The sequence below is a fragment of the Acinetobacter sp. 1125_18A genome, assembly GCF_052824985.1.
Genome location: NZ_VTDG01000002.1, coordinates 173,622 through 197,271, shown reverse-complemented (window position 1 = coordinate 197,271; position 23,650 = coordinate 173,622). Strand labels below are relative to the sequence as shown.

The 23,650-nt window shown below is 36.7% G+C and carries 24 protein-coding genes; 17 read left to right on the top strand and 7 right to left on the bottom strand.

The window, feature by feature from the left end; all coding sequences use genetic code 11:
- Positions 1-99 precede the first annotated feature (99 nt).
- Both FY049_RS03875 and FY049_RS03870 read left to right on the top strand, forming a co-directional pair.
- Complete coding sequence (locus FY049_RS03875) at positions 100-1,086, top strand: patatin-like phospholipase family protein (RefSeq protein WP_056514567.1); 987 nt, start codon at positions 100-102, stop codon at positions 1,084-1,086.
- Between the two features lie 434 nt (positions 1,087-1,520).
- Complete coding sequence (locus FY049_RS03870; RefSeq protein WP_004722691.1) at positions 1,521-2,042, top strand: acyl-CoA thioesterase; 522 nt, start codon at positions 1,521-1,523, stop codon at positions 2,040-2,042.
- A 163-nt stretch (positions 2,043-2,205) separates the two neighbouring features.
- Here FY049_RS03870 and FY049_RS03865 read toward each other — a convergent pair whose 3' ends face one another.
- A complete protein-coding gene (locus FY049_RS03865; RefSeq protein WP_335955114.1) occupies positions 2,206-2,547 on the bottom strand; it encodes a hypothetical protein in 342 nt (113 codons plus the stop codon).
- Positions 2,548-3,010: 463 nt separating this feature from the next.
- Between FY049_RS03865 and FY049_RS03860 the strand changes: the two genes are divergently transcribed.
- Both FY049_RS03860 and FY049_RS03855 read left to right on the top strand, forming a co-directional pair.
- Positions 3,011-3,619 carry a glutathione S-transferase family protein gene (locus FY049_RS03860; protein ID WP_335955113.1) on the top strand — a complete coding sequence of 203 codons (609 nt, stop codon included), beginning with the start codon at positions 3,011-3,013 and terminating at the stop codon, positions 3,617-3,619.
- Positions 3,620-3,653: 34 nt separating this feature from the next.
- Complete coding sequence (locus FY049_RS03855; RefSeq protein ID WP_056514561.1) at positions 3,654-3,926, top strand: DUF7710 domain-containing protein; 273 nt, start codon at positions 3,654-3,656, stop codon at positions 3,924-3,926.
- 171 nt (positions 3,927-4,097) lie between these two features.
- Here the strand turns inward: FY049_RS03855 and FY049_RS03850 are convergent, their stop codons facing one another.
- Complete coding sequence (locus tag FY049_RS03850) at positions 4,098-4,325, bottom strand: hypothetical protein (RefSeq protein ID WP_004722685.1); 228 nt, start codon at positions 4,323-4,325, stop codon at positions 4,098-4,100.
- A 446-nt stretch (positions 4,326-4,771) separates the two neighbouring features.
- Here FY049_RS03850 and FY049_RS03845 point away from each other — a divergent pair, with 446 nt between their 5' ends.
- From FY049_RS03845 to FY049_RS03795, 11 genes are all read left to right on the top strand, one after another.
- Positions 4,772-5,785: a CobW family GTP-binding protein gene (locus FY049_RS03845; protein ID WP_004722683.1), complete on the top strand. Its 1,014-nt coding sequence runs from the start codon at positions 4,772-4,774 to the stop codon at positions 5,783-5,785.
- A gap of 56 nt (positions 5,786-5,841) precedes the next feature.
- Positions 5,842-6,372, top strand: a complete 531-nt coding sequence (locus FY049_RS03840; protein ID WP_004722682.1) for a YaeQ family protein — start codon at positions 5,842-5,844, stop codon at positions 6,370-6,372.
- A 107-nt stretch (positions 6,373-6,479) separates the two neighbouring features.
- Complete coding sequence (locus FY049_RS03835) at positions 6,480-7,103, top strand: MgtC/SapB family protein (protein WP_335955808.1); 624 nt, start codon at positions 6,480-6,482, stop codon at positions 7,101-7,103.
- 218 nt (positions 7,104-7,321) lie between these two features.
- The gene (locus FY049_RS03830) at positions 7,322-7,660 is read left to right on the top strand and encodes an FKBP-type peptidyl-prolyl cis-trans isomerase (RefSeq protein WP_004722677.1); all 339 of its coding nucleotides are present in this window, start codon (positions 7,322-7,324) and stop codon (positions 7,658-7,660) included.
- A gap of 486 nt (positions 7,661-8,146) precedes the next feature.
- On the top strand, positions 8,147-10,180 hold the full coding sequence (gene pgaB, locus FY049_RS03825; RefSeq protein WP_056514555.1) for a poly-beta-1,6-N-acetyl-D-glucosamine N-deacetylase PgaB: 2,034 nt from the start codon (positions 8,147-8,149) through the stop codon (positions 10,178-10,180).
- 8 nt (positions 10,181-10,188) lie between these two features.
- Positions 10,189-11,454, top strand: a complete 1,266-nt coding sequence (gene pgaC / locus FY049_RS03820) for a poly-beta-1,6-N-acetyl-D-glucosamine synthase (protein ID WP_004722670.1) — start codon at positions 10,189-10,191, stop codon at positions 11,452-11,454.
- A gap of 33 nt (positions 11,455-11,487) precedes the next feature.
- On the top strand, positions 11,488-11,901 hold the full coding sequence (pgaD, locus tag FY049_RS03815; RefSeq protein ID WP_056514552.1) for a poly-beta-1,6-N-acetyl-D-glucosamine biosynthesis protein PgaD: 414 nt from the start codon (positions 11,488-11,490) through the stop codon (positions 11,899-11,901).
- Between the two features lie 58 nt (positions 11,902-11,959).
- Positions 11,960-13,087 carry an acyltransferase family protein gene (locus FY049_RS03810; RefSeq protein ID WP_446083217.1) on the top strand — a complete coding sequence of 376 codons (1,128 nt, stop codon included), beginning with the start codon at positions 11,960-11,962 and terminating at the stop codon, positions 13,085-13,087.
- A 139-nt stretch (positions 13,088-13,226) separates the two neighbouring features.
- Positions 13,227-14,144 carry an HARLDQ motif MBL-fold protein gene (locus FY049_RS03805; RefSeq protein WP_446083216.1) on the top strand — a complete coding sequence of 306 codons (918 nt, stop codon included), beginning with the start codon at positions 13,227-13,229 and terminating at the stop codon, positions 14,142-14,144.
- 140 nt (positions 14,145-14,284) lie between these two features.
- Positions 14,285-14,911, top strand: a complete 627-nt coding sequence (locus FY049_RS03800) for a hypothetical protein (protein ID WP_446083215.1) — start codon at positions 14,285-14,287, stop codon at positions 14,909-14,911.
- Between the two features lie 178 nt (positions 14,912-15,089).
- Positions 15,090-15,674, top strand: a complete 585-nt coding sequence (locus FY049_RS03795) for a hypothetical protein (RefSeq protein ID WP_446083214.1) — start codon at positions 15,090-15,092, stop codon at positions 15,672-15,674.
- Here the strand turns inward: FY049_RS03795 and FY049_RS03790 are convergent.
- The 5 genes from FY049_RS03790 to FY049_RS03770 form a co-directional block, all read right to left on the bottom strand.
- The gene (locus FY049_RS03790) at positions 15,668-16,000 is read right to left on the bottom strand and encodes a lysozyme inhibitor LprI family protein (RefSeq protein WP_446083213.1); all 333 of its coding nucleotides are present in this window, start codon (positions 15,998-16,000) and stop codon (positions 15,668-15,670) included. The two genes, FY049_RS03795 and FY049_RS03790, sit on opposite strands and share 7 nt — an antisense overlap.
- 78 nt (positions 16,001-16,078) lie before the next feature.
- The gene (locus tag FY049_RS03785) at positions 16,079-16,639 is read right to left on the bottom strand and encodes a TetR/AcrR family transcriptional regulator (RefSeq protein WP_004722653.1); all 561 of its coding nucleotides are present in this window, start codon (positions 16,637-16,639) and stop codon (positions 16,079-16,081) included.
- A 29-nt stretch (positions 16,640-16,668) separates the two neighbouring features.
- Positions 16,669-17,577: an alpha/beta hydrolase family protein gene (locus FY049_RS03780; protein ID WP_446083212.1), complete on the bottom strand. Its 909-nt coding sequence runs from the start codon at positions 17,575-17,577 to the stop codon at positions 16,669-16,671.
- A gap of 49 nt (positions 17,578-17,626) precedes the next feature.
- The gene (locus FY049_RS03775; protein ID WP_056514538.1) at positions 17,627-18,415 is read right to left on the bottom strand and encodes a crotonase/enoyl-CoA hydratase family protein; all 789 of its coding nucleotides are present in this window, start codon (positions 18,413-18,415) and stop codon (positions 17,627-17,629) included.
- 269 nt (positions 18,416-18,684) lie between these two features.
- Positions 18,685-20,235: a hypothetical protein gene (locus tag FY049_RS03770; protein ID WP_446083211.1), complete on the bottom strand. Its 1,551-nt coding sequence runs from the start codon at positions 20,233-20,235 to the stop codon at positions 18,685-18,687.
- 407 nt (positions 20,236-20,642) lie between these two features.
- Here FY049_RS03770 and nfuA point away from each other — a divergent pair, with 407 nt between their 5' ends.
- Entirely contained in the window at positions 20,643-21,281 is a 639-nt protein-coding gene (gene nfuA / locus FY049_RS03765) for a Fe-S biogenesis protein NfuA (RefSeq protein ID WP_004819478.1), read from the top strand.
- A 301-nt stretch (positions 21,282-21,582) separates the two neighbouring features.
- On the top strand, positions 21,583-23,616 hold the full coding sequence (locus FY049_RS03760; protein WP_446083210.1) for a ligand-gated channel protein: 2,034 nt from the start codon (positions 21,583-21,585) through the stop codon (positions 23,614-23,616).
- The last annotated feature ends 34 nt before the right edge of the window (positions 23,617-23,650 follow it).

Below are 23,650 nucleotides of genomic sequence, written 5' to 3'. Positions count from 1 at the left end.
AATCGAAAATCATGACAGAATAAATAAATACAACAGCAAATCATTGCTAATTATGCTTATATACATGCGAATTTAGATTGTGCCATGATCTGAGAGTATATGTCATTGTTAAAGAAAACCTTAGCTTCTTTGTTTTGTGGTTTGTTACTAACTGCATGTGCACACACACCCGAAAAAAAATCGCAAGCCAGTAGATTAGCACCACAGCAAGTTTTAGAAGCCTCTTCGCGATTGGACAATACTTTTTATCAGTACAAACAGTTATCAAAGAAAAAACCTGTGATTGCTTTGGTTTTAGGCAGTGGGGGCGCGCGTGGTTACGCCCACATTGGTGTAATCGAAGTGCTGGAACAACATGGTATTAAACCTGATTTTATTGTTGGAACAAGTGCGGGAAGTATTGTTGGTTCAATTTATGCCAGTGGAAAATCGCCTGAACAATTACGCCAAATTGCACTCAATATGAAAGTAGGCGATGTGCGCGATTTCAAAATTGGGATGAAAGGTTTTTTTGATGGGCAAAAAGTTGAAGATTATGTCAATAAGCAAATCGATCAAATGCCTTTGGAAAAAATGAAGATCCCGATGTATGTGGTTGCTACAGAATTACAAAATGGTGAAAAAACAATTTTTAATTATGGCAATACTGGGCAGGCTGTGAGAGCTTCTGTATCTATTCCAAGTATGTTTATTCCCACCAAAATTAAAGGTAAGGAATATGTCGATGGTGGTTTAGTTAGCCCAGTACCTGTGAATATCGCCAAAGAATTAGGTGCGGATATCGTGATTGCGGTGGATATATTGGCGCAACCAGTTAACACGGAAACCACGAATGTCTGGGGACTGTTTAATCAAAATATCAATATCATGCAAAATCGATTAGCAGCAGAAGAATTAAAAAATGCAGATATTGTGATTCAGCCAGATTTGCGCGAAAAAGCGCATATTTTTGATGTAAAAGGTCGTCAGGATACCATGCAAGCTGGAATCGATGCTGCCAATCAACGTATGCATGATCTAGATGTGGTTATTGCCAGTAAGAAAAGTCTTGAAACTGCTCAGCAGCAATATCAAGTTCAAAACTAAGATCAATCGTAATAGATCCATTTAAAAATATTATACTTTTATCACTGTATGATTATTTGAATAAGGATGATGTGCTATTTCAGTAATCACTTTATTGAAATCTATGATGATTAAATTTGTTAAGTCTAAAAAGTGAAAATTGTGATACAGCCTAATATAATTTTAGAAACCATTCCTGTAAACACTGAACATTGTTATCAAATTTAATGCCAATTATCGGATCAACAGCGGCTTAAATATGGCAAGATTGCAGCGGAAATATTGTAAAAAATAGAAAATGATTGATAAACCAATAAGATATACCTCAAATAAATGACTAGGTTTATAATCATAAATTGAGAGAATGGTCAATTGCCGAATTAAACATGTTTTTTAGCTGAAAAGATATATAATAATAGGCTTAAATCTCCTGCCAAAATAGAGTCTAGAATACGATGTCTCCATTAGATCAAATGATCCCAGCTACAGATGACCAGTCAGAATTAACCATGTCCGTTTTGATGACCCCAGATATGGCAAACTTTTCAGGTAATGTACACGGTGGAACCATCCTTAAGCTACTTGATCAAGTTGCTTATGCATGTGCAAGTCGTTATTCAGGAAGTTATGTTGTGACACTTTCAGTCGATAAAGTGAATTTCAAAGAGCCAATTCATGTGGGTGAAATGGTCAGCTTTCTTGCCAGTGTCAACCATGTTGGTCGTACTTCAATGGAAATTGGGATTCGTGTTGAAGCACAAAATATTCAAAAACGTACAGTACGTCATACCAACAGTTGCTATTTCACCATGGTGGCTGTAGATGAAAATGGTAAACCACAACAAATTCCAGCTTTAAATCTGGATAATGATTGGAAACGCTGTCGTTTTGAAGCGGCTGAGCAACGTAAAGTGGCGCGTTTACAAGAAAATCATCATCCTTCTTGCAGTATCTATAAAAAAGCATCAAATGGATAATTGATTAAGTTTCCCCCTCATTGCCAATGAGGGGGGCTTTAGAGAGTCTCAAAATTTAAATGAAATGTGGTTAGCGTGATACGCTATATTTGCCAACACTAAGCTATTGACGCTTAAACGTAGATTCAAAAGATAAAAATTTGATAAAGACAGAGCAGTACTTTTAATTGACTTTGTTAAGAACACGTCCATCTACAGTCATGCTCAATGTGCCATTGGCAGTTTGTTGCGGTGCTTGAGAAACTTTAAACTCAGTTGAAAGTGGTCCAATGCCAGCACTAAAGTTATTGCCTTCAAATTTAGAAATTGGGGCAGATACAGATGAACTTGAATTAGGTTGTTTATTGCTATATTCAACGCGGCCTTCAGGTGTAATCATCAAATTTACACTGCCATCCTCACTTTGCCACGTGCCTGAGTAGTTTTGCTTATCTGTCGGTAACGGTTTGCTACATGCAACAAGTAGGGTGCTGATGACGCCTAAACCGATCAGTTTTTTTAACATTTTAGATTCCTCGTTAGTCTTGATATGTCAGGTTTTAGTTATAAATTTATCAATTTTACAAACTTATTTAAGTGCAAAATAGTATAGCTGAATTATTCAATAATTCGAATTAGAAAAGCACTCAGAGGGCCATAATTGGCGTATGTACGAGTTATCTTAAAGATTAAAGATCAGAAAAATGATGTTATTGGATGACTTTAATTTTTTTAAAAGTGCAATTTATATAAAAAATATTCTAAATTATTGGTTTGAATCAATCGCTATACTGTGGGTTAATCACATTTAATCTTTTCTGTAATTTAGAATATTTAGGGAAGGATGGAATTTATTTTTTCATAAGCTATTGATAATTATTTTATTTATTTTTTTAGAAAAGAAGTATCATTGCTTTTGCATATAAATTAATCATTCTTAGCGATATTTTGATTATACTCAAAGCACGATAAAAATGGATTTAAAAACAATGAAACTTTATACCAATGCACATTCTCGTGGAAATACCATTTTGCCTTTATTAAAAGAATTAGATATCGAAGATCAAGTCGAAATTATTCAAGTGGATTATAAAGACTTGAATCAGCCTGAATATTTGGCACTGAATCCGATGGCTAAGATTCCTTTTTTAGTGGATCAAGGTTCTGTTATTTCTGAGACGCCTGCAATCTTTGCGTATTTAGCAGACAAATATATTGAGAAAGGTTTCGCACCCGCATTGAATGATCCCAAGCGTGGAGAATATTTAAAATGGTTATTCTTTTGCCACGGACCTTTGACTGAGTTTATGGATATTAAAAGTTTAGGTATTTCAACAGAACAAATTCAGGAACGAAGAAGAAGTCTAGGCTTTGGTACAGAAGAAACAATTTATAACTTTATTAAAATTGGGCTGAAGCAAGCAAATCCTTATTTGCTGGGGCATCAAATCTCTGCGGCAGATTTGTTTTTAGCATACTGGCTGATCTTCGCCATCTCTTTTAAAATTGTGCCATATCTAGACGAATTTAAGCCGTTTATTCTGTTGATTCAACAGCGCGATGCCGTAAAAGATGTAGCTTGGATTCAGGCAGTTTAGCGGAGTTTGTTCAAGGATGAATATGGTTTAAAAAATGGATTTTAAATTTATCTGGATGATTCAGAATAGTGACAATTTAAATATTATCGGTTGTTTTACAGATAAAGTAGCTGCTGAAAAATATATTTTTGATCATCAGCTTAAGTGTATTTTGACGCAATATCCGCTTGATATTTCTGTGTATGATTGGGTTATTGAAAATGGTTTTTGGAAACCGAAAAGTGATCTACAAAAAACTGGTAAATTTATTGGTCGTTTTTCGAGCGCTTATTTAGAGCATGAACATTTTAATCAGTATGATGAATAAGCTAAAAATTGCTGAATATTTTTTATTGAGATATACAACTCACAAGCTATTTTAAAAAATTTTAATGGTTCTAGAAAAAATAAAAAGACTAAATCGCAGCATGATCTAGTCTTTTTATTCAGATCGTCTTTTCAGACAACCTAATTGCTAACTCGGGAGGAGTGTTAAATCTTATTGACCTGCTTGAGGAGCAGAAGTCGCTGGAGCTTCAGCAGCGCTTTCAGTCGCAGGTTGAGCTGTAGGTTGACCAGCAGCTTGAGTATCTTCAGCTGCAGCTGGTTGTTCTTGAGTTGATACAACAACTTGTTCAGCTTCAGTTGCAGCTGTATCAGTAGCAGCAAAAGTTGAGAAAGCAGTGAAAGCAAGTGTAGTAGCTAAAAGTGTTTTAACGAGTTTCATTTTGGCATCCTTAATTCATTGAATTGATCGTATAACGACCTGTGAGAGCGTCAGTTGTTAAATGCGTTGCTGATCACAGGGAGTAGTGTCATGCTAAGTGCAGATGAAAAAATGGGCAACCTAAGCAACAAAGCGTAACAGACAGGTTTACATGTTTAAAACAAATCATTGTATTATGTTGTTTTTTTGTGACTCATTGACTTTTACCAATAGGTGAAAATGTATGTAAATATGAAAAGTTGATTAAAAAATACACGATGCTGTTACTTACAATTAACATTCACGATGCAATCTTTATGAATGGTATATTGGAGTTTTGGATTGTTTTTGTAATTTTAATTTAAAAAATAGATTTAAAACCTGAAACTAGTGGCACATTTTCAGTAATAATAAGAAGCGTCGCGATAACTATCAATTTCTTTTATTTAATATGCTGAGTCGATCCTTTGAAGATTTTAAGCCAAAAAACAGTTAAAACTCATATTATTTCTGGATTTTTAGGGGCTGGAAAGACCACCTTATTACAGCATTTGCTTCAACAGAAGCCAGAAAATGAAACTTGGGCGGTGCTGATGAATGAGTTTGGACAAATTGGTGTAGATCAACAATTATTACCACAAGACTCAGGCTATGAAGTAAAAGAGTTACTCGGTGGTTGTTTATGTTGTGCAGGACAATTGCCTATGCAAATTGCCTTGTCTCGATTGATTTATGATAAACAACCCGATCGACTATTTATAGAACCCACAGGCTTAGGTCATCCCGCTCAACTTTTGGCACAATTGACTGAACCGCAATGGCAAGCGCAAATTGATATGCGTGCATTGGTGACAGTAATCGATGGGAGTCGCTTACATGATTCTGAATGGGTGAATCAAGAGCTTTATCAAGATCAATTAAAAGCTGCACAAATTGTTGTGGTTTCACATGCAGATAGTATGTCTGCGTCTGATCATGAGGTATTAAACCAGTTTAAAAATGATTATTTTGCCTATATTCAAACTTGGGTATTGGCAGAGCAGGGCAATCTTGATATTCAACAGCTGGATGTAACACATCAAGGGATTGAGAGAAAAGTTGTACCGTTGATCCAAGTGCAAAAGCAATTTAACCCCGATGAAGTACTGCCTGTGGTTAAACAATTGCCTTATCACTATGTTGAAACGGCTAATGGATATACTGTTGCTGGTTGGAAGTTTTCAAAGCGTTGGCAATTCGATTTTTATGACTTGTTAGATGTCTTGTGTGAGCAAAAAGACTGGTTGCGGATCAAAGGGATATTCAATACCAATCAAGGTTGGATGACATTTAATTTTAATCCAGAAAATTTGAATTATAAATCGGGTGAAGAAAGCTTGGATAATCGGATTGAACTCATTAGCCAGCACAATCGTGATTGGGAAAGTTTAGAAACAGCTTTGTTGAATTGTCGAATTGATCAGGCGGAAAAAACGCAGTAATCCTTTTGAAAATCTTATAGACTGTGCGCCATATTTAAGAACTTTTTGGAACTTTCATGGCATTAAAAGCAACAATTTATAAGGCTGATCTCAATATTGCCAATATGGATGTGCATCAATATGGTGATTATCAATTCACGATGGCATTACATCCATCTGAAACGATTGAACGCTTAATGGTGCGTGTATTGGCATATGCTCGTTTTGCAGATGAACGTTTGGAATTTACCAAAGATTTATTTGAAACTGATGAACCTGCTTTATGGGAAAAGGATTTAACCGGACAGTTGATTAAATGGATTGAAGTTGGTTTGCCTGACGAAGACAAAGTTAAAAAAGCGGCAGCGCGTTGTAAAGAAGTGGCTGTCATCGCCTATGGTTCAGCCGTTGCAGAATGGTATAAAAGAAGTTCTAAACTCAAAACATTATCAAATGTTCAGGTATGGCAGTTGTCTGAGGCGACGACAACTGCAATTCAAGCTTTATGTCAACGCACAATGCAATTGCAATTGAATGTTATGGATGGTGAGTGGACTTTAATTGGTGATGATGCTCAAGCTGTGATTGAATGGACACAGTTACAATAAGCATTGTTGTCCAATAAAAATTGACAAGAAAAGCAAGCGAATCGCTTGCTTTTTTTTGCTTAAATTTCGTATACCTAGAGTGATAAAAATAGTTATGTAGAAAATCAATGAATAATGACATCTACCACTTACTGATGGCTTTGGCGATTGGTGCGATTATTGGTGCAGAGCGTGAGTATCGCAGTAAGTCAGCAGGGTTACGCACCATGATTATGGTGAGTTTAGCATCCTGCTTATTCACCATACTTTCGATCAAAATTGGGGTACAAAATCCTGATCGTTTGGCAGCAAATATTCTGACTGGTTTGGGGTTTTTAGGTGCTGGGGTTATTTTTAAAGATGACAACCGAATTTCAGGTATTACCACTGCAACAACGATTTGGATGGTGGCTGCATTAGGTATGGCCGCTGGTGCTGGTTATGAATATTTAGCATTTGTTGGAACGATACTGGTACTGGTTGTATTAGTATTTCTCGTCTATTTTCAAGAAAAAATTGAAGCGATTCATCAAGCTCGTAATTACAGGATTTTATGTGATTATCAGCAAGAGACCTTAGATAAATACGAAGAATTGTTTAAGCAATACAATATGAAAATTTTACGTGGCGTACAAAATAAAACTGAAAAACAGATTGTTGGGCGCTGGGTTTTAATTGGGTCTGCACAAAATCATAAAAAACTCACCAATTATTTGCTTTTAGATCAAGAGATTAAAGAGTTAAGTTTTTAAAATAAAAAAACGCTTTTTAAATGCAGATGAATTAATCAATTTTGCACAACAAGCGGAACTTTGGAAAACGCAATTGTTGAAATACACGTATAATTACGCCCAACAGGTTGAGCAAGATTATCAACATTTGTGTAAAAGTTATGCTGAATATCATACTGAACACAATACAGTGATAGGTACAGCTTTGCACAAACCTGAATGATGAATAGGAATAATGTATGTCAAATGAATTAGAAATTATCGACTTAAAAGTTGGTGAAGGTAAAGAAGCGGTAAAAGGTGCTTTGATTACAACTCATTATACTGGCTGGTTGGAAGATGGAACCAAGTTCGATTCTTCAATTGATCGTGGCAATTACTTTGAAACAGTGATTGGAACAGGCCGTGTAATTAAAGGTTGGGATCAAGGCATTATGGGGATGAAAGTAGGTGGTAAACGTAAATTAATCGTTCCTGCACACTTGGCTTATGGCGAGCGTAAAATGGGCAAAATCATTCCAGCAAATTCTAATCTGATTTTTGAAATTGAACTTTTTGATGTCAAAACACGTGATTAAATTCACTAAATGTTTGGGCTAATTTAGCCTTCAGCATGAACGCAAAAATAGAGGTCAATTGATCTCTATTTTTTTATGCTTGATGAATCATCTAACGACTACACTATGTTGCGCTAAAAATGTTGAGTAAGTTTTCTTCATTTCTGTATATTTCAATGCGATAAAAATATAATCCAAATTTTAATTTAAATGGCTATTGTTGAGCTAATAGTGTGATTTTAAACACAATAGATTTAATTTTTTGTTTATTATTTGCTCAATACTTAACAATCATCTACAATACTTTTGTCTTAAAAGTGTTTAAATGTCACAAATAAATAATTCTGCTCAGAGTTATTTTTAAGGTTCGTTTCAGTTTTATTCTTTTAAATCATCGTTGTAAAACCTCTGGCTCAATTCGTCTTGAAAAAGGATTTTAGTATTTCAATATTGATGTACTACGGACGAATTCAGATTTAAAACAATGATGATCGAGTATTTAAATATATGCTAAGCCGTTACTTTTCTCCTTCAGCGATGATATGCGTAACACTATTGTTTTCTTCCTTTTATAATAGTGCAATGGCAGAAGTAGACCAAGTTGCTACTGAAACTCCAATAGAGCACGAATTACCTAAAATTGATTTAAATACGCTGACAATTATTGGTTATCATGAAATTACGCCTAATCATGATGCAGTGATTCCAGATTATGCCGTGACCACGAAACAGTTTGAGCTGCATTTAGATTGGCTACAAAAAAATGGCTATAATTTTGTCAATGTAGACCAAATTATTAAAGCCAATGAAGGTAAATATAAACTGCCTACCAAACCGGTATTGTTGACTGTAGATGATGGTTATCAATCTTTTTATCAATATGCATATCCGGTCATTAAACAACGTAAAATTCCTGTTGTACTCGCTGTCGTTGGCTCGTGGTTAGAACCTAAAGCCAATGAAATGGTTCAATTTGGGGATGAAAAATTAGCACGTAAAAAACTTTTGACTTGGGATGAACTTAAAACCATGCAAAAGAGTGGCTATGTTGAAATTGGTAGCCACAGTTATAATTTACATCGTGGTATTTTAGGCAACCCGCAGGGCAACTCTGAACCAGCTGCTGTCACACGCCAATACGATCCAAAAAGTAAAACCTATGAATCTGACAAAGCCTATGCAGATCGTATTTTTAGTGATTTGAAAAAGAATAATAAAGTATTGCAATCACATGGTTTAAAAGCACCACGTGTGATGGTGTGGCCATATGGTCGTTATAATATGGAAGCGGTTGCTTTGGCTAAAAAAGTGGGTATGCCTATTACGATTAGCTTAGATGATGGTCCAGACCATATTGAAAAATCTTTAGGTCATTTGAACCGTATTCTTGTTGAAGGGAATATGACTACGGATTCTTTGGCACAAGAAATCCAAAGTCGTCAGATGAATTTTACTGACAATAACCGCCCACAAAAAGTTATGCATGTGGATTTAGATTATATTTATGATCCAGATGAAGCGCAGCAAGAGAAAAATTTAGGTCACCTATTAGACCGTATTCGTGAAATGAATGTAACCACGGTATTTCTACAGGCATTTGCTGATCCTGATGCCAATGGTTCTGCTGATATGGTGTATTTCCCAAATCGTACTCTTCCAATGCGTGCAGATTTATTCAATCGTGTTGCATGGCAGATTCAAACGCGTACTCAGGTCAGTCGTTTATATGCCTGGATGCCGTTATTGGCTTGGGACTTACCCGCTTCAAATCCTGCATCTAAAGATGTGGTGGTGACTCAGCAAGCCAAAGACAGTGATCATTTAAATATGGGATATCATCGTTTAAGCCCATATTCACCAGAAGCACGTAAAGTAATTGAAGGCTTATATCAAGATTTAGCGAAATCCACGACATTTGATGGCATCTTGTTCCATGATGATGCAACACTTTCAGATTATGAAGATGCCAGTCCAGAAGCCATCAACGCTTATCAAAAAATTGGTTTACCAGCCGATTTAGAAGAAATTCGTAATGATGATGCAAAATTGCAAAAATGGACAGATTTTAAAACCAAGACCATTGATAACTTTGCAATGGATTTGGCGCAAAAGGCACGTTATTACCAACCGTTCTTACTGACTGCACGTAACTTATATGCTCAAGTTGCACTTTCAGCATACTCGGAAAACTGGTATGCCCAGTCTTTAGAACAATCGATTAAAAATTATGACTTTACTGCAATTATGGCAATGCCTTATATGGAACAGGCGCCAGATGCAACTAAGTTTTATAAAGATTTAGTGCAAAACGTGAAGAAACAACCGAATGGGATTAAAAAGACCATTTTTGAATTACAAGCAGTGAACTGGCGTAATAATCAAAAGATTCCAACCTCGGAAATTGCTCAAACGATTCAGTCTTTGTATCAACAAGGTGTGATGCATGTGGGGTATTACCCAGATGATCCAATTGAAGATCATCCAAATACTGCTGAAATGCGTAAAGTATTTGATTCTAAACCACAACGATTGGTTCCTTAAGGTCTGATATGAGTGCATTTCAACACCTGTGGCAATCCGTATTAAACTTTATCTTCTATTATCCATTATTTATGTCGTATCTATGGATGATAGGCGCTTTAATTTTCTATTGGAAAGAACGTAAAGAGCCGCCATATACTCAACCGCCAACATTGGAAGAATATCCTTTAGTTGCTGTGCTTGTGCCGTGTTTCAATGAACAAGATAATGCGGATGAGACCATTAGTCATGCATTAAAGTTGAATTATCCAAACTTTGAAGTCATTGCAATTAATGATGGGAGTTCTGACAATACAGCAGAAATCTTAAATGCGTTGGCATTGAAGTATGACAAGCTTCGCGTCGTACATTTGGCTGAAAACCAAGGTAAAGCCATGGCATTACAAGCGGGTAGTTTGCTTACCGATGCTGAGTTTTTAATTGGTATTGACGGTGATGCGTTACTTGATCCATATGCTGCACAGTGGATGATTCGTCATTTTCTCAATAATCCTACAGTTGCGGCTGTGACAGGTAATCCACGTATTCGTACTCGTTCGACTTTACTGGGACGGATTCAAGTTGGTGAATTTTCTTCAATTGTCGGTATGATTAAACGTGCACAACGTACTTTTGGTCGTTTATTTACAGTTTCTGGTGTGATTACTGCCTTTCGTAAAAGTGCTGTACATGAGGTGGGCTATTGGTCACCAAACATGTTAACTGAAGATATTGATATTACTTGGAAATTGCATCGTGCGGGTTGGGATGTAAAGTTTGAACCGAATGCCTTGGTTTGGATTTTAATGCCAGAAACCTTTGATGGTCTATGGAAACAACGCTTACGTTGGGCCATGGGTGGCGCTCAAGTTTTAATTAAGAATTTTGATGTATTATTTAAACCGAAACTGAATTTTCTATGGCCCTTGATTATTGAGTTGATCCTCACCTTAGTCTGGTCATATTTAATGCTGATTATGGTGATTTTCTGGATCTTGCACTTGCTGCTACCGTATGCAGGCTTCCCAGCAATGAGCTCCCCATTATTACCGATGGGAACAGGTATTTTACTCGGTACAACTTGTTTACTGCAGTTCGCAATCAGTAAGTGGATGGATAGTCGTTACGAATCGAGTTTAGTGAAAAACTACTATTGGATGATTTGGTATCCCTTTGTATTTTGGTTGATTACAGTAACGGCAAGTATTGTTGCATTCCCAAAAGTTCTTTTACGTGGAGAAAGTAAAAGGGCACGGTGGGTCAGCCCCGATCGTGGTATGCGACATGATGACTAACATTTTAGTCAGAATAAGTTTTGAGATATGAATATGAAAACAAACTCTTTGATTATTGATGTACGTAAGCAGTTACCTTGGCATCGTCGTTATTTCTCCACGACAATGACGGCAATGCTGTGGGCATTTTGGTTGTTGCTTTGGAGACCTATTGTCATCTTGGTGGGATATCTTTCACTTGAGAAACCACAACTGGTACATTACTTCTTTAATGCTTTTGCAAAAGCCCTAGAAAGCGGATTATTTGCGTTGATTGCTTGTGCGATTTCTTTGTGGTTATGGAGTAACTTTGTTCCAGCGAAGACCAAAAAGGAAGCAGAAGCTAAATCTACACAAGAATATGCTGACCATTTCAATTTGAATGTAGATGATCTTCTACATTCTCGTCAGCAAAAAATCGCTACAGTTCATCATGATGCTGATGGTCGCATCACATATATTGACTAATGGCTTAGTCAGCAAAAGTCCCACAGGTTGGGGCTTTTGTTTTCACAGGGAAACATAGATGTCCGCAAAAATAAACTCGGCAGAAAGTATTCGAGGTTTAGCTTGTTTAGCTGTCGTATTTTCTCATCTTGCAATGAGTTTTTTTCCATATTTACATCATTTTGATCCCCATGAGAAAACAGATTTGGCTTGGGTGTATGCCATACATCATTTGCCTTTTGGCTTTCTCTACTCAGGTGATGCTGCTGTTTTTGTATTTTTTGTCTTAAGTGGCTTTGTGCTCAGCTATGCGATCTTAAAAAGCCCTCAACAATTTCATGCAAAGATTAAAAATATGATGATTAAACGCTATCCGCGTTTAATGATTCCAGCACTGACTTCATGCATTATCATTTGGTTGGTCTTTAAAGTCATCCATATTGATAGTAGTCATGTGGGTGCTTGGTTACATGCATTTGCGATACAAGATTTTAGTTTTAAACATGCAGTATATGAAGGAACTATAGGCGCATTTTTATTCTCAGAAAGTGATATAAATTGGGTGTTATGGACGATGACGATTGAGCTTATGGGCTCATTTGCATTATTTTTTCTACTCTATTTGTATCATTATAAACATATTGCTTTTTGGCTAGGCTCACTTTTAATTCCTTGTCTTGCATTTCTTTGGCGAGGGCAAGGCTTTAGCTTTGGGATTTCCAGTTTTATTATTGGTATCTATATTTATCTGTATGCCAAACCACTTTCAAATGTTGTAGCTATTCCTATGTTATTGATTGGCCTATATTTGGCAGGTGCACATAATACCAGTGCAGCCTATAGCTGGGTTCATCATATTTTAGGGGAGAATACTTATGATTATAGTAACTTCATCGCTGGGATTTTAATTGTTTATAGTGTTTTGATGAGTCCATTATTGTCTAAAGGCTTAGATCACCCCGTTTTGGTCTGGTTAGGAAAGTTATCTTTTTCCATTTATCTATTACATCTAATGATGCTGTATTTAATCTGTATTCCGTTGTTTAACTTATTTTTAAGTTGGCATTGGAGCTATTCTCTCGCGGTAATCTGCTCAGGGTTAACTGCGATTGTTGTCACCCTGATTGCTGCGAATTTTTATAGTGATTATGTTGATCAGTTGGCTATTAAGGTCAGTAATAAAATTGCCGACAAGGTTTTAAATTAGTCCTTCAAAACACACATACAATTTGCAAATATTGTTTACAATTTAAGATGTATTGAGTTGTTTTTTAGACATTAAAAAATTGATAAATATCCTGATTTAATCAAGTATGAGCGACTCATTTTTAGCATGGATCGCTTATATGCATCTGTTCAAATCGATTGCTATTTCATTGATCGCAATGAGCTTTCAATTTACTCAAGCAGCACCGTTAAATGCTCAGCAAGCATTGACCGATGCACCGCCGATGAGTTTGTTTGAATCGTGGAATACGCCCATTGAGCCCTTTAAAATTTTTAATCATGTCTATTATGTCGGTACTGAAAATTTATCTTCGGTGCTGTTTGATACAGGTGATGGTTTGGTTTTAATTGATAGTGGGATTGATCAATCGGCAGCGCAGATTAAAGCCAATATTGAAAAATTGGGTTTTAAAATCACAGATGTAAAATACCTACTCAATAGTCATGCGCGTTTAGATCAAGCTGGTGGTTTTGCCAAATTAAAACAATGGAGTGGTGCTCAATTGGTCGCAAGTGCTGCCAATGCCGAAATGCTAGAAAATGGCGGCGTGACTGATTTTGCTTTAGGTAAGCAATTGCCTTTTCCATCTGTAGCTGTAGATATCATTATCAAAGATGGGCAACAATTAAAGCTCGGTCGTCAAATCTTTACAGCACATGCGACGCCAGGCCATTTGCCAGGAGCAACCTCTTGGACGACAGATATCCGTTATCACTTTAAAAACTATAAAGTCATCTATGCTGACAGTTTATTTACGGGCGGTTATTATTTGTTAAACAATAACAATTATCCAAATCTAGTTTCAGACATACGACACACATTTAAAACTTTGGATGCAATCCATGCAGATATTTTTCTTGCCAATAAAGCGGATCGTTTCCATATGAAGCAGAAATTAGCCAAATTGAATGCGGGTGATAAAAAAGCATTTATTGATCAGACGGGTTTACAAAACTATGTAGCGAAGGGGAGAATTGAATTTGAACAACAATTACAGCAGCAACAACGCTTAGCGCAGTTTAAAACATTGCAATAATTACTTTAAAATAAAACATGCTATATGCGTTATATAGCGTGTTTTATTTTATATATTGCTATAATTCAGATAAAACTGATCATTTATTTTTAAATGATATACAACAGATAACGGCTTATCCTAAAATATAGAAAATTGAAATGAAAATACAATATATCAAACAGTTATTATTCATTTGTAGTGTCGTGATCACGTCATCTATATATGCACAAGAATTTCAACAACTCAATATTCAAACGCAGCTTGCAAAACAATGCTATCAAGATGATGAAGACATATTTTCACCTCAAACTTATCAATTACGCTCGACAAAAGTCGTATTAAAAACCTATTCCTGTATCCGTAAAAAGCAAGATCGAGAGCAATATTTTTCAGCCTATGGGATACAGTTGGGTGCTAAAAAATCGTTATATTTAGTCGATCAACTGGCGGGTGCAAGTGGTTATGTTGGTGTTAAATCTGAGCAAGTGGATGTAGATACCATTGTGTTTGACAATATGTATGAACGTGGCGGTGATTTAGTGATTGTGTGGATGCCAGATCTACAAAATATCTATCATGTGAAAGTTCATTATATGGCTTCAGATGAAGGTGGGGTAAAGCTGTATAGTAAAAATGATCAAATTTTTATTCAAAAAATTGCTTTAAAAGCACTTAAAGATGATCAGCCGATATATAAAAATATAGGAAAACCGATAATACTCAAAAAGGTGCCAGGCAAAGGGATCGTATTTGCTTCAGGTGATCTAAAAGCATTACAAAATTAAAATAAGAGATCTGGTTTATCTGTATAAAGAAAACAATTGTTACGTTTAAGCTGGGTATCTCTAATGAGATAGTTATACAATTTACTGGGTAAACTATTAAAAAAACAATCAAAATACTCAGCTTTAAACTTAGCTCATGAGTCTGAACTGGGGCGTATTATATGCTTGAGATTACGCTATGTTGAAATTTATCATTGTCCTATTATTTTTGATCACGTTATATGTGTTATGGCGGTGGGTTGCTAAACAAAAAATTAATGCAGCTTTTGAAGAACAACGACAAGCGTTATCTCAATTGGTTCAAAATCCTCAAGAAGAGCATGAACTGCCCGAAAAAACCAAGCTGATTAAACAGATGATTGCAGAAGAGCGACAAAAGGCGAGTTCAACAGTAGCAACAGCACCATTAAATTCTACAGTTCAAGTAGAGCAGCCGACCGTACTTGAGGAGCAACATCCCCCCGCCAAGCCGATAACTGATGAAGACCAACGGTTATTTGATGCAGCGGCGCAACTGTTTTTTGAACAAGCTTTACAGACCAAAGATTTTTCTCAAGCAGGGCATATTCAGCATGACGTACTCAGTAAGATGCCGATGAATACACAAAGTCAGATCGGGTCTTTTGATTTTGGTGAATGGTCTATTTTTTGGAGCTATCATGAACAATCACTTGAATACTATGTCGGACGTTATGGGGTGTTCTATGCGCATGTTGATCATCAAGGCATAGAACATAAAGCCGAATTTAAAGATCGTTATTGATTTTCTATTAGACTGCTTAATTCTTTTAGTCGAAATGTTGTGGAATTGATTTCACAATCTAAATGTGCAAATCCTGATGCCAATCCCAAAGCACCATAAGTAAGACTTCCCATGAGTTCATTACATTGAGCATCACGATAATTGAGCCAAGATTTTTGTGATTTTTCTAGTAATAACTTGTTGTTATCATCGTATTGCAGATAAATGCGTTGATATAGTTTATTCATTTTGGCTTTATCTGTTTTTAATTGCTGCTGCATACATTGATAAGCTTGTCGTTGATCTTGTTGATTGCATTGTGCATAAGCTGTATTGAATAGGCTCATAAAAAGCAAAGCTAAAAAACTATATTTGATCTTTTTTATCATTTAATTTTCACCAAGAAGTTGCAAATCAGTCGAGTATTATAAGGAGAGTTGTTGAGAAATTCGCGCTTTGACTTGATTTAAATAGAACAGATCGTTATTTAGTCGATACATTAAAATCGCACCCTCATAATCGGCCACACTTATTTTTGCCAAAATTTGTGCATCGGCTTGATCCATTTTTTGTTGAAATAATTGATACAAGGCATTTTGCCAATCTTGGAAAATTTCACGGATTTTTTCCAAGACTTCTAAAGAAATATGGCTTGCCTCTAAGGACAGTATCCCAACTAAACAGCCTTTTATTTCATAACTAAAAAAATGAACAGCTTTATCATGGATGATTTGAAATTGTTGATTTGCATCCACTACAGCAAAATCTTCGAGTTTAAACAGCGATTGATTTAAATAAAGATGAGTGTGCGCTAAGATCTGCATCAATAAGGCTTGTTTGTTGGGATAATAATAATAAAACGATGCTTTACTGAGTCCACATGCTTTTGCCAACATCTCCATACTTGTTCCAGCATAACCATGTGCTTTAAATTGTAAAGCACAGGTATTTAACATATGTTCAGGCCTAAGTTTTTGTGGGCGCATAGATGACCTTGCTGCTTATGGAGTTAAAATTAATCGTGGATGAATGTTTCGAAAGTATTTAACATTTTATCCCAAATTGGCTCCGAACCTTGACGAAAATAGCCCATATGTCCAATCTGTTTTAAACCAAACTCGTCTGCGGATATGTTGATAAAGTGCATGGGCGCATTTTTGTAATGTTGCATAAAAGCATAACGAGAATTTGGCAATGCCCAATCATCATCTAAAGCGGCCACTGCATAAATCGGCGTTTTAATTTGGGCATATTGTTCATGCAAATTTTGTTGCTCAGGATCTGCAAAAAAGTAAGTGGGATTTTTGCACCATCTACGCCATTGTTGGTAGACCCCTTTAGGTAAATCTGCACCCATATTGAGTTTACTCCAAGGTAAGTAACCTGTAATCGCCACCATAGGTGGAAAGATAATGTTCCAAATTACCTGAACTTTAATTTTTTCTTTAAATGGCATATAGCCATGCCAGCCAGCACCTGTGCCAAAACAATACATTGCACTTACTTTGTCGTGATTCGGTGTTAACCCTAAGGCTTGTCCACCGTAAGAATGTCCAACTAAAAATAGGGGCGTATCTTGTTTAAAACTGTAGTCAATTGCACCTGCTAAATCTAATTTTCCCCAATCCAGATATGACATTTTAAAACCTTTTAATTGCCGTGGCGCAGATTTGGCCACGCCACGATAATCAAAAGTGAGTACCTGATAACTCAATTGTGCTGCATATTCAGAGAAGCGGCGATAAAATGCTTGTGGGACACCTGTTGCACTGGAAACAACAAGATTTGCTTTGATTGTATTGACTGGGGTGTAAAGTACGCCAGCCAGTACATAACCATCCAATGCCTTAAAGCTGATGGCTTGGCTTGTAAAACTATTGCCATTCAAGTGTTTGATTTCAGTTGAATACTTTAAATTTTGCATGATTGTTCCCACAGTTATTAGGTTATCGCCGTATATCGCTATGATTGGTTTACTTGCCTTTAAACTGTGGTGCTCGACGTTCGATCATTGCTCTCACACCTTCTTGCGCATCTTCAGAGGCGAGTAAAGGGCTAAGTAGATTTTGTAGGTTTGCAAATGCGACTTCAGGACTTTGTAAAAAGGCTTGATGTGCCGAATGGAGTGCCGCTTGGACGGCAAGTGGTGCCGCATTGGCAATACGTTCAGCCAGCTCTATGGCACGCGTTAACTGTTGGTTATCCTCAACAACCTCAGTGACTAAGTTCATTTCATAGGCTGTTTGTGCATAAAATAAATCACCAGTTAACACATATTTCATAGCTTTTGCCCAGCCAGCAGCTTGGACGAAACGTACTGTTGCACCACCAAAAGGTAAGATACCGCGCTGTACTTCAATTTGGGTAAACTGAGTATTTTCATTGGCAATAACGATGTCAGAATTCAACATCAATTCAATACCAGCGGTATAACAATAGCCTTGTACGGCGGTTACCAACGGTTTTGTTCTTTGACGCCCAACAGTTCCCCAAGGATTCACAATATCATCGCTAAAATTAAAAACACCATCGGCTAATTTTGGTTGTAACTCAACCAAGTCCAATCCTGCGGTAAAATGCTCGCCATGGGCAAAGACCACCGCACAGCGTAGTTGTGGATTATTTTCATATTCAGTTAAAGCCAGTGATAGGTCGTGAATCATATGACTATCAAAAGCATTGCGTTTATCTGCACGATCTAAGCCAATTAAAAAAATATGACCACGAATTTCACGACTGACTTTTCCTTGTAGATTTGACATTTGTTGTTCTCTCATTGGTTGTTTTATAGGTTTTTAAACGATCGTTAGAAAACTGTCAATCATTTTAGAATGACTGAACTGTTTACATTGGTATAGCATATTTAAGGCGTTAAAGGATCGCTGCATTGTGTATGTTATTTGACGCTATGGGGGAATGCCTATGCCTTTTATTATGAATTTAATAAGATTTAAAATTGTGTTCATATACTTAAATGCCCAGCTAAATTTATCACTGGGCATTTAATTTAAAGAGATTTAAACCTGAAGGATTACTTTTTAAACTTGGTTAAAAGCTTTTGCATCGGCAATTTATCACTCGCATATCCATAAATTGCAGCAAAAGGTAAGGCTGTGCGAGCAAGATAGGCGACACGCCATAAACCACCATGATTTGCGCCTTCCATCATCAATTCTAATGGGTGACCCATCTCAGTTTCTGGATTTGCAACAGACTTCGGATTTCTTAAGTCATGGATCCAAAGCGCTGCCATAATTGAATTGGTTGTCTCAGGACGGAACGCTTCTACATCAAACAAACTTGCACCGTTAAACGCAGCTTTAAGCAAAGGATTCTTGGTGACCGAATGTGTTGTCGTAGATGGCGCAATATTGATACTGACATGTTGCCCCTGATGCCGTGCTAAAGTTGCGCGCCACTGTTGAATACGTTTTGCCAAGGCATAATTAGGGCCTTGTTCGACCACCAGACAATCAGCAATCCCATAGACTTTACCATTGTCAGAGCTAATCAATTGTTGATCATGGTGCTTAAAGAATTGCTTTAAGGAAAGGGTTGCAATCCCTTTGCTGAATACAGTTTCAAATTTTGATCTATGTTTGAACTTTTTGTTTGAACCTTCAATCACTTCTTCAGGTACTGCATAGACATCTGTAGGCGTACACATATACATCAGTGATGAATCATTCTTGTGTTCACTGACATGGCTCATAATCGTGTCCATTGCCATCGACACACGCACATGTTTTTCACCATCCAAATAAGCAATTGAGGCCAAATCTAACTTGTGTGGATTATCACAAAGCCATTGTGTAATTTCTGGAATTTGGGTCAGTAAATTTGCCCCAAGTTTGCTTTTTAATTCGTCAATATCATGGTTATTGACGATTTTTTGAAAACTAGGTGCGTACAGTGTGGCATTGCCATTTTCAATGGTTTTAAGAATTCTCTCCCAAACGCGTTCATTGGGTAGATCAACGGCAACAATATTGGCTTTCCATTTTGATAACCATGTTAATGGGCCTGCCTCTGAAGCTGCGCCAAATAAAACTAAGGTACGATCCGATAAATCAAACCATTCAGGATGTGCAATCACTTCTCTGAGGGCGTCTGCATGGCTGGCTTCAATAATGCCAGTGTCTTGCCACTTTTGAATTTGCTGATATAGCGCTTCGCCTTGTAGCTTTTGCCCGTGATAGGGTACAAACCACTCCACCTCCGCATCTGAATGACCTTTAAAACTAACGCTTTGAATCTTGTCTAGTACTGGAACTGTACCAATATCTTTTAAAGAATAGCGTTGTCCATCTCTAAAGAAATCAAAGCTATGTTGGGCTTTGTGTAAGCCTTGTTTGGCAATAGTGATGGCGTTATGACTTGAACGAATGCCATGTTCAACCAATGCCTTAAAATAAACTGGATAATTTTTACGCCAGTTTTTTTCATCTAAAGCTTGCTGTGCGCTGAGATGATCAACCAAGGAAAGTGCTTCCGCAATGATTTCTTTACCGACTTGCGAGCTGCTACTTTTTTGAGTCTTTGGATGAACTGGAAACTGTAAACCGTCAATTGAACTGGACATGCAAAATATCTCGTTTTATTTCATCATTAATATACAGATGTATACATTATCCATGCCATATTCAATATTTGGGTGGCATTTTCTGACAAAATTTAGATAAATTGGTCGTACAAATTGAATAAATCAGTGCTAAAAATGTCTAAAATTAAGCTTAGTATTTCATTTATAAAAGTTTCATTGGTGTCATTTTGTGCGTTTTAAAGCGCGATTTGTTGATAAGCTAAAATGCAGTAAATATCAATTTGTGTATGATTTATATTCATTTATTATGCGAATATTTTATGTTGAAATTTGCGTAGGTTATATTTTTTACATCTTTTTAAGTTAATTCCGACAATTTTAGTTGATTTTCACTCATTCAGCCTCATCTTCAGTTAAAATACCGACTTCAGCTTGAGGATAGAGTTATGTCGACTGAGAACACCAATACTGCGGTTGCAGAAGAAATTCCAAATTTATTGATTACTCCCAATGCGCAAGAGTATTTAAAAGATCTTTTGGAGAAGCAAAATACTCCAGGAATTGGCGTTCGTGTATTTGTTGAAAATCCAGGTACTCCACGTGCTGAATGTTGTATGGCATATAGTGCACCTGATGAAATTGCTCCAACAGATTACAAACAAGATTATCCTGATTTCCCTGCATTTATTGATACACCGTCGATTCCATATCTGAAAGATGCTGTAATTGATTACAACAAAGACCGTTTTGGTGGGCAGCTTACTTTCCGTGCACCTAACTCGAAAGTACCACGTGTTGGTCCAGATGCGTCTATGGAAGAACGAATTACTTATATTCTTCAGGCAGAGATCAATCCTGGATTGGCAGGGCATGGCGGAAACTGCGCACTGGTAGAAGTGGTTGAAGATGAAGAACATGGTTTAACTGCGGTATTAAAATTCGGTGGTGGCTGTCAAGGCTGTTCTGCGATTGATGTGACGTTAAAACAAGGCGTAGAAACCACACTTAAAGAGCATATTCCTGAACTCGGGCGTGTGGTCGATCAGACTGACCATAGTCAAGCAGAAGGCGCTTATTTCAAATAATCTGTATATCAATGTAGATATTTGACTGTTCTTTAAAACCTCCAAATTTCGGAGGTTTTTTTATGGATGTCACATAGCTAAATTTAACTTTTGTATTTTTTTAAATATTAATAAGCTTAAGTGAATCTTAAAAAACAGAATAAAAACTTAAAGATATACCTAGAAATGCCCAAATATTAACCGAATGATTAATAAAAATGAGAATAGTTATTAATATTGTTTATAATGCTGTGGTGTTTTTATTACACATTGTATCTAAACCTTCATTGTCTATTCATTCTTAGCCTCTTTGGAATACCTTATGTCAACTAACCGTATCATCCAATCTGCGTTATCTCTCTCCATTATCACCGTTATGATGGGAACTGCCTATGCCGCAGAATCACAAGAACCTTCTAATAAAACTAATCCTCAGTCTACAGAGTCAACCAAACTAGAAACGATTGTTGTGACAGCAAGTGGCTTTGAGCAAGAGGTGAAACAAGCTGCAGCATCTATTTCAGTTTTAACGCAAGAAGACATTAATAAAAAAGCGTATAGAGATATAACCGATGCACTTAAAGATGTTCCTGGTGTAGTCGTAACAGGTGGTGGAAGTTCAAGTGATATTAGTATCCGTGGTATGGGAAGTGCCTATACGGTTTTTTTGATTGATGGTAAAAAGGTTAATACACGTTCGGTTCGACCAAATAGTGATAACTCGGGTATCGAGCAAGGTTGGATGCCAAGTATTGAAAGTATTGAACGTATAGAAGTGATTCGTGGCCCGATGTCTGGTTTATATGGTTCAGATGCCATGGGCGGTGTGATTAATATTATTACCAAAAAAGTCGCGGATACTTGGACAAGTTCGGTTAAGTTGGATACGACACTACAAGAAAATAGAGATTCTGGGGATATCCATCAAGCAAACCTGTATGTTTCTGGCCCTTTAATCCGTAATTTACTTGGCTTAAAGGCGAATGGAACATTCTCACAACGCAATGAAGATGACATCATTGGTGGCTATAATAAGCAACGTATACGTGCAGGTGGCGCAACACTGAGCTTGACGCCAAGTTCTGAACATACTATTGATTTAGAATATCAGCGATCAATTCAAAACCGTGATCAAACGGTAGGTAAAACAATCGCGAATGTACCAGGGCGAAATGGTAAGCTCCCAACAGACTCATATACAGATTATTATCGTACCGAATATAGTTTGACTCATCGTGGTGAAATTGGCGATTTAAAGACACATTCTTATATTCAACGTGAGGAAAATGAAAATCCATCCCGTAGTATGGAAGCAATCAATACAACGTTTAATACTTTGAACCAAATCAATTTAGGTTCTCATGCTTTGAGCTTCGGGGGAAGTTATTTAAAAGAAGAGCTTGAGGACTTTGGCAATCAGTTAGTTATTGGTGGATCAAAATTAACCAACTTAGATCGCTATAGTTGGGCATTATTTGCTGAGGATGCGTGGAATATTGTAGAGCCATTTACGGTAACTGCTTCATTACGCTATGATAAAGATGAACAATTTGGTGATCATTTTAGCCCGAAAGTCTATGGTGTTTGGACCTTGAATGATAACTGGATTGTTAAAGGTGGGGTATCAACAGGTTATAAAACTCCGGCATTACGTGCCACTGTTGCAGGATGGGGACAAGCAACAGGTGGTGGTCAGTCGAGTGGTATGATTGTGGGGAATCCAGATTTAAAACCAGAAACAAGTATCAATTATGAAGCATCGATTAACTGGGATAATAATGACAATTTAGATGCAGGTTTTACCGTATTTAATAGTGAATTTAAAGATAAAATTACTGAAATTCGTACCTGTCAAGGAGACTCTGGAACTATGGGGTGTTCTTGGTTAGGACAACAATTCGACTTTGTCAGTCAACGTATTAATGTCGATAAAGCAAATATGCGTGGTATAGAGGCAACTCTAGGTTGGGCAATCACTCCAGATGTTCGTTGGGCAACAAATTATACATTTACGGATACTGAACAAAAGAGTGGAGCATTTAAAGGCCAACCTTTAAATGAAATGCCGAAACATATGTTTAATACAACATTCGATTGGCAAACAAATGATCAAGTCGGGATGTGGAGCCGTTTAAATGTAAGAAGTAAAACTTCTGATTATTTAAGTCGTACATCTATGGGGAAAGGTAGACCAGCGTATGCAATGATTGATGTCGGTCTAAACTATAAACCTTCCAATGTCTTACAGTTTAATGCCGGTATTTATAACTTATTTGATAAAAGCATAGATACTGCGACTTATAATTATGTATTGGATGGTCGCCGTTACAATTTGGGTTTAATCTATAAGTTCTAAAGCTCAATTAAATTGTATTAAATCTGTTTAGTCA

Coding starts and splice junctions, on each gene's coding strand:
- FY049_RS03875 (WP_056514567.1), top strand. CDS start 100: ATGTCATTGTTAAAGAAAACCTTAGCTTCTTTGTTTTGTGGTTTGTTA.
- FY049_RS03850 (WP_004722685.1), bottom strand. CDS start 4,325: ATGAAACTCGTTAAAACACTTTTAGCTACTACACTTGCTTTCACTGCT.
- FY049_RS03830 (WP_004722677.1), top strand. CDS start 7,322: ATGTCAAATGAATTAGAAATTATCGACTTAAAAGTTGGTGAAGGTAAA.
- nfuA (WP_004819478.1), top strand. CDS start 20,643: ATGTCGACTGAGAACACCAATACTGCGGTTGCAGAAGAAATTCCAAAT.
- FY049_RS03870 (WP_004722691.1), top strand. CDS start 1,521: ATGTCTCCATTAGATCAAATGATCCCAGCTACAGATGACCAGTCAGAA.
- FY049_RS03805 (WP_446083216.1), top strand. CDS start 13,227: ATGCATCTGTTCAAATCGATTGCTATTTCATTGATCGCAATGAGCTTT.
- FY049_RS03785 (WP_004722653.1), bottom strand. CDS start 16,639: ATGCGCCCACAAAAACTTAGGCCTGAACATATGTTAAATACCTGTGCT.
- FY049_RS03780 (WP_446083212.1), bottom strand. CDS start 17,577: ATGCAAAATTTAAAGTATTCAACTGAAATCAAACACTTGAATGGCAAT.
- FY049_RS03775 (WP_056514538.1), bottom strand. CDS start 18,415: ATGTCAAATCTACAAGGAAAAGTCAGTCGTGAAATTCGTGGTCATATT.
- pgaC (WP_004722670.1), top strand. CDS start 10,189: ATGAGTGCATTTCAACACCTGTGGCAATCCGTATTAAACTTTATCTTC.
- FY049_RS03810 (WP_446083217.1), top strand. CDS start 11,960: ATGTCCGCAAAAATAAACTCGGCAGAAAGTATTCGAGGTTTAGCTTGT.
- FY049_RS03865 (WP_335955114.1), bottom strand. CDS start 2,547: ATGTTAAAAAAACTGATCGGTTTAGGCGTCATCAGCACCCTACTTGTT.
- pgaD (WP_056514552.1), top strand. CDS start 11,488: ATGAAAACAAACTCTTTGATTATTGATGTACGTAAGCAGTTACCTTGG.
- FY049_RS03855 (WP_056514561.1), top strand. CDS start 3,654: ATGGATTTTAAATTTATCTGGATGATTCAGAATAGTGACAATTTAAAT.
- FY049_RS03790 (WP_446083213.1), bottom strand. CDS start 16,000: ATGAGCCTATTCAATACAGCTTATGCACAATGCAATCAACAAGATCAA.
- FY049_RS03795 (WP_446083214.1), top strand. CDS start 15,090: ATGTTGAAATTTATCATTGTCCTATTATTTTTGATCACGTTATATGTG.
- FY049_RS03835 (WP_335955808.1), top strand. CDS start 6,480: ATGAATAATGACATCTACCACTTACTGATGGCTTTGGCGATTGGTGCG.
- FY049_RS03770 (WP_446083211.1), bottom strand. CDS start 20,235: ATGTCCAGTTCAATTGACGGTTTACAGTTTCCAGTTCATCCAAAGACT.
- pgaB (WP_056514555.1), top strand. CDS start 8,147: ATGCTAAGCCGTTACTTTTCTCCTTCAGCGATGATATGCGTAACACTA.
- FY049_RS03860 (WP_335955113.1), top strand. CDS start 3,011: ATGAAACTTTATACCAATGCACATTCTCGTGGAAATACCATTTTGCCT.
- FY049_RS03760 (WP_446083210.1), top strand. CDS start 21,583: ATGTCAACTAACCGTATCATCCAATCTGCGTTATCTCTCTCCATTATC.
- FY049_RS03840 (WP_004722682.1), top strand. CDS start 5,842: ATGGCATTAAAAGCAACAATTTATAAGGCTGATCTCAATATTGCCAAT.
- FY049_RS03800 (WP_446083215.1), top strand. CDS start 14,285: ATGAAAATACAATATATCAAACAGTTATTATTCATTTGTAGTGTCGTG.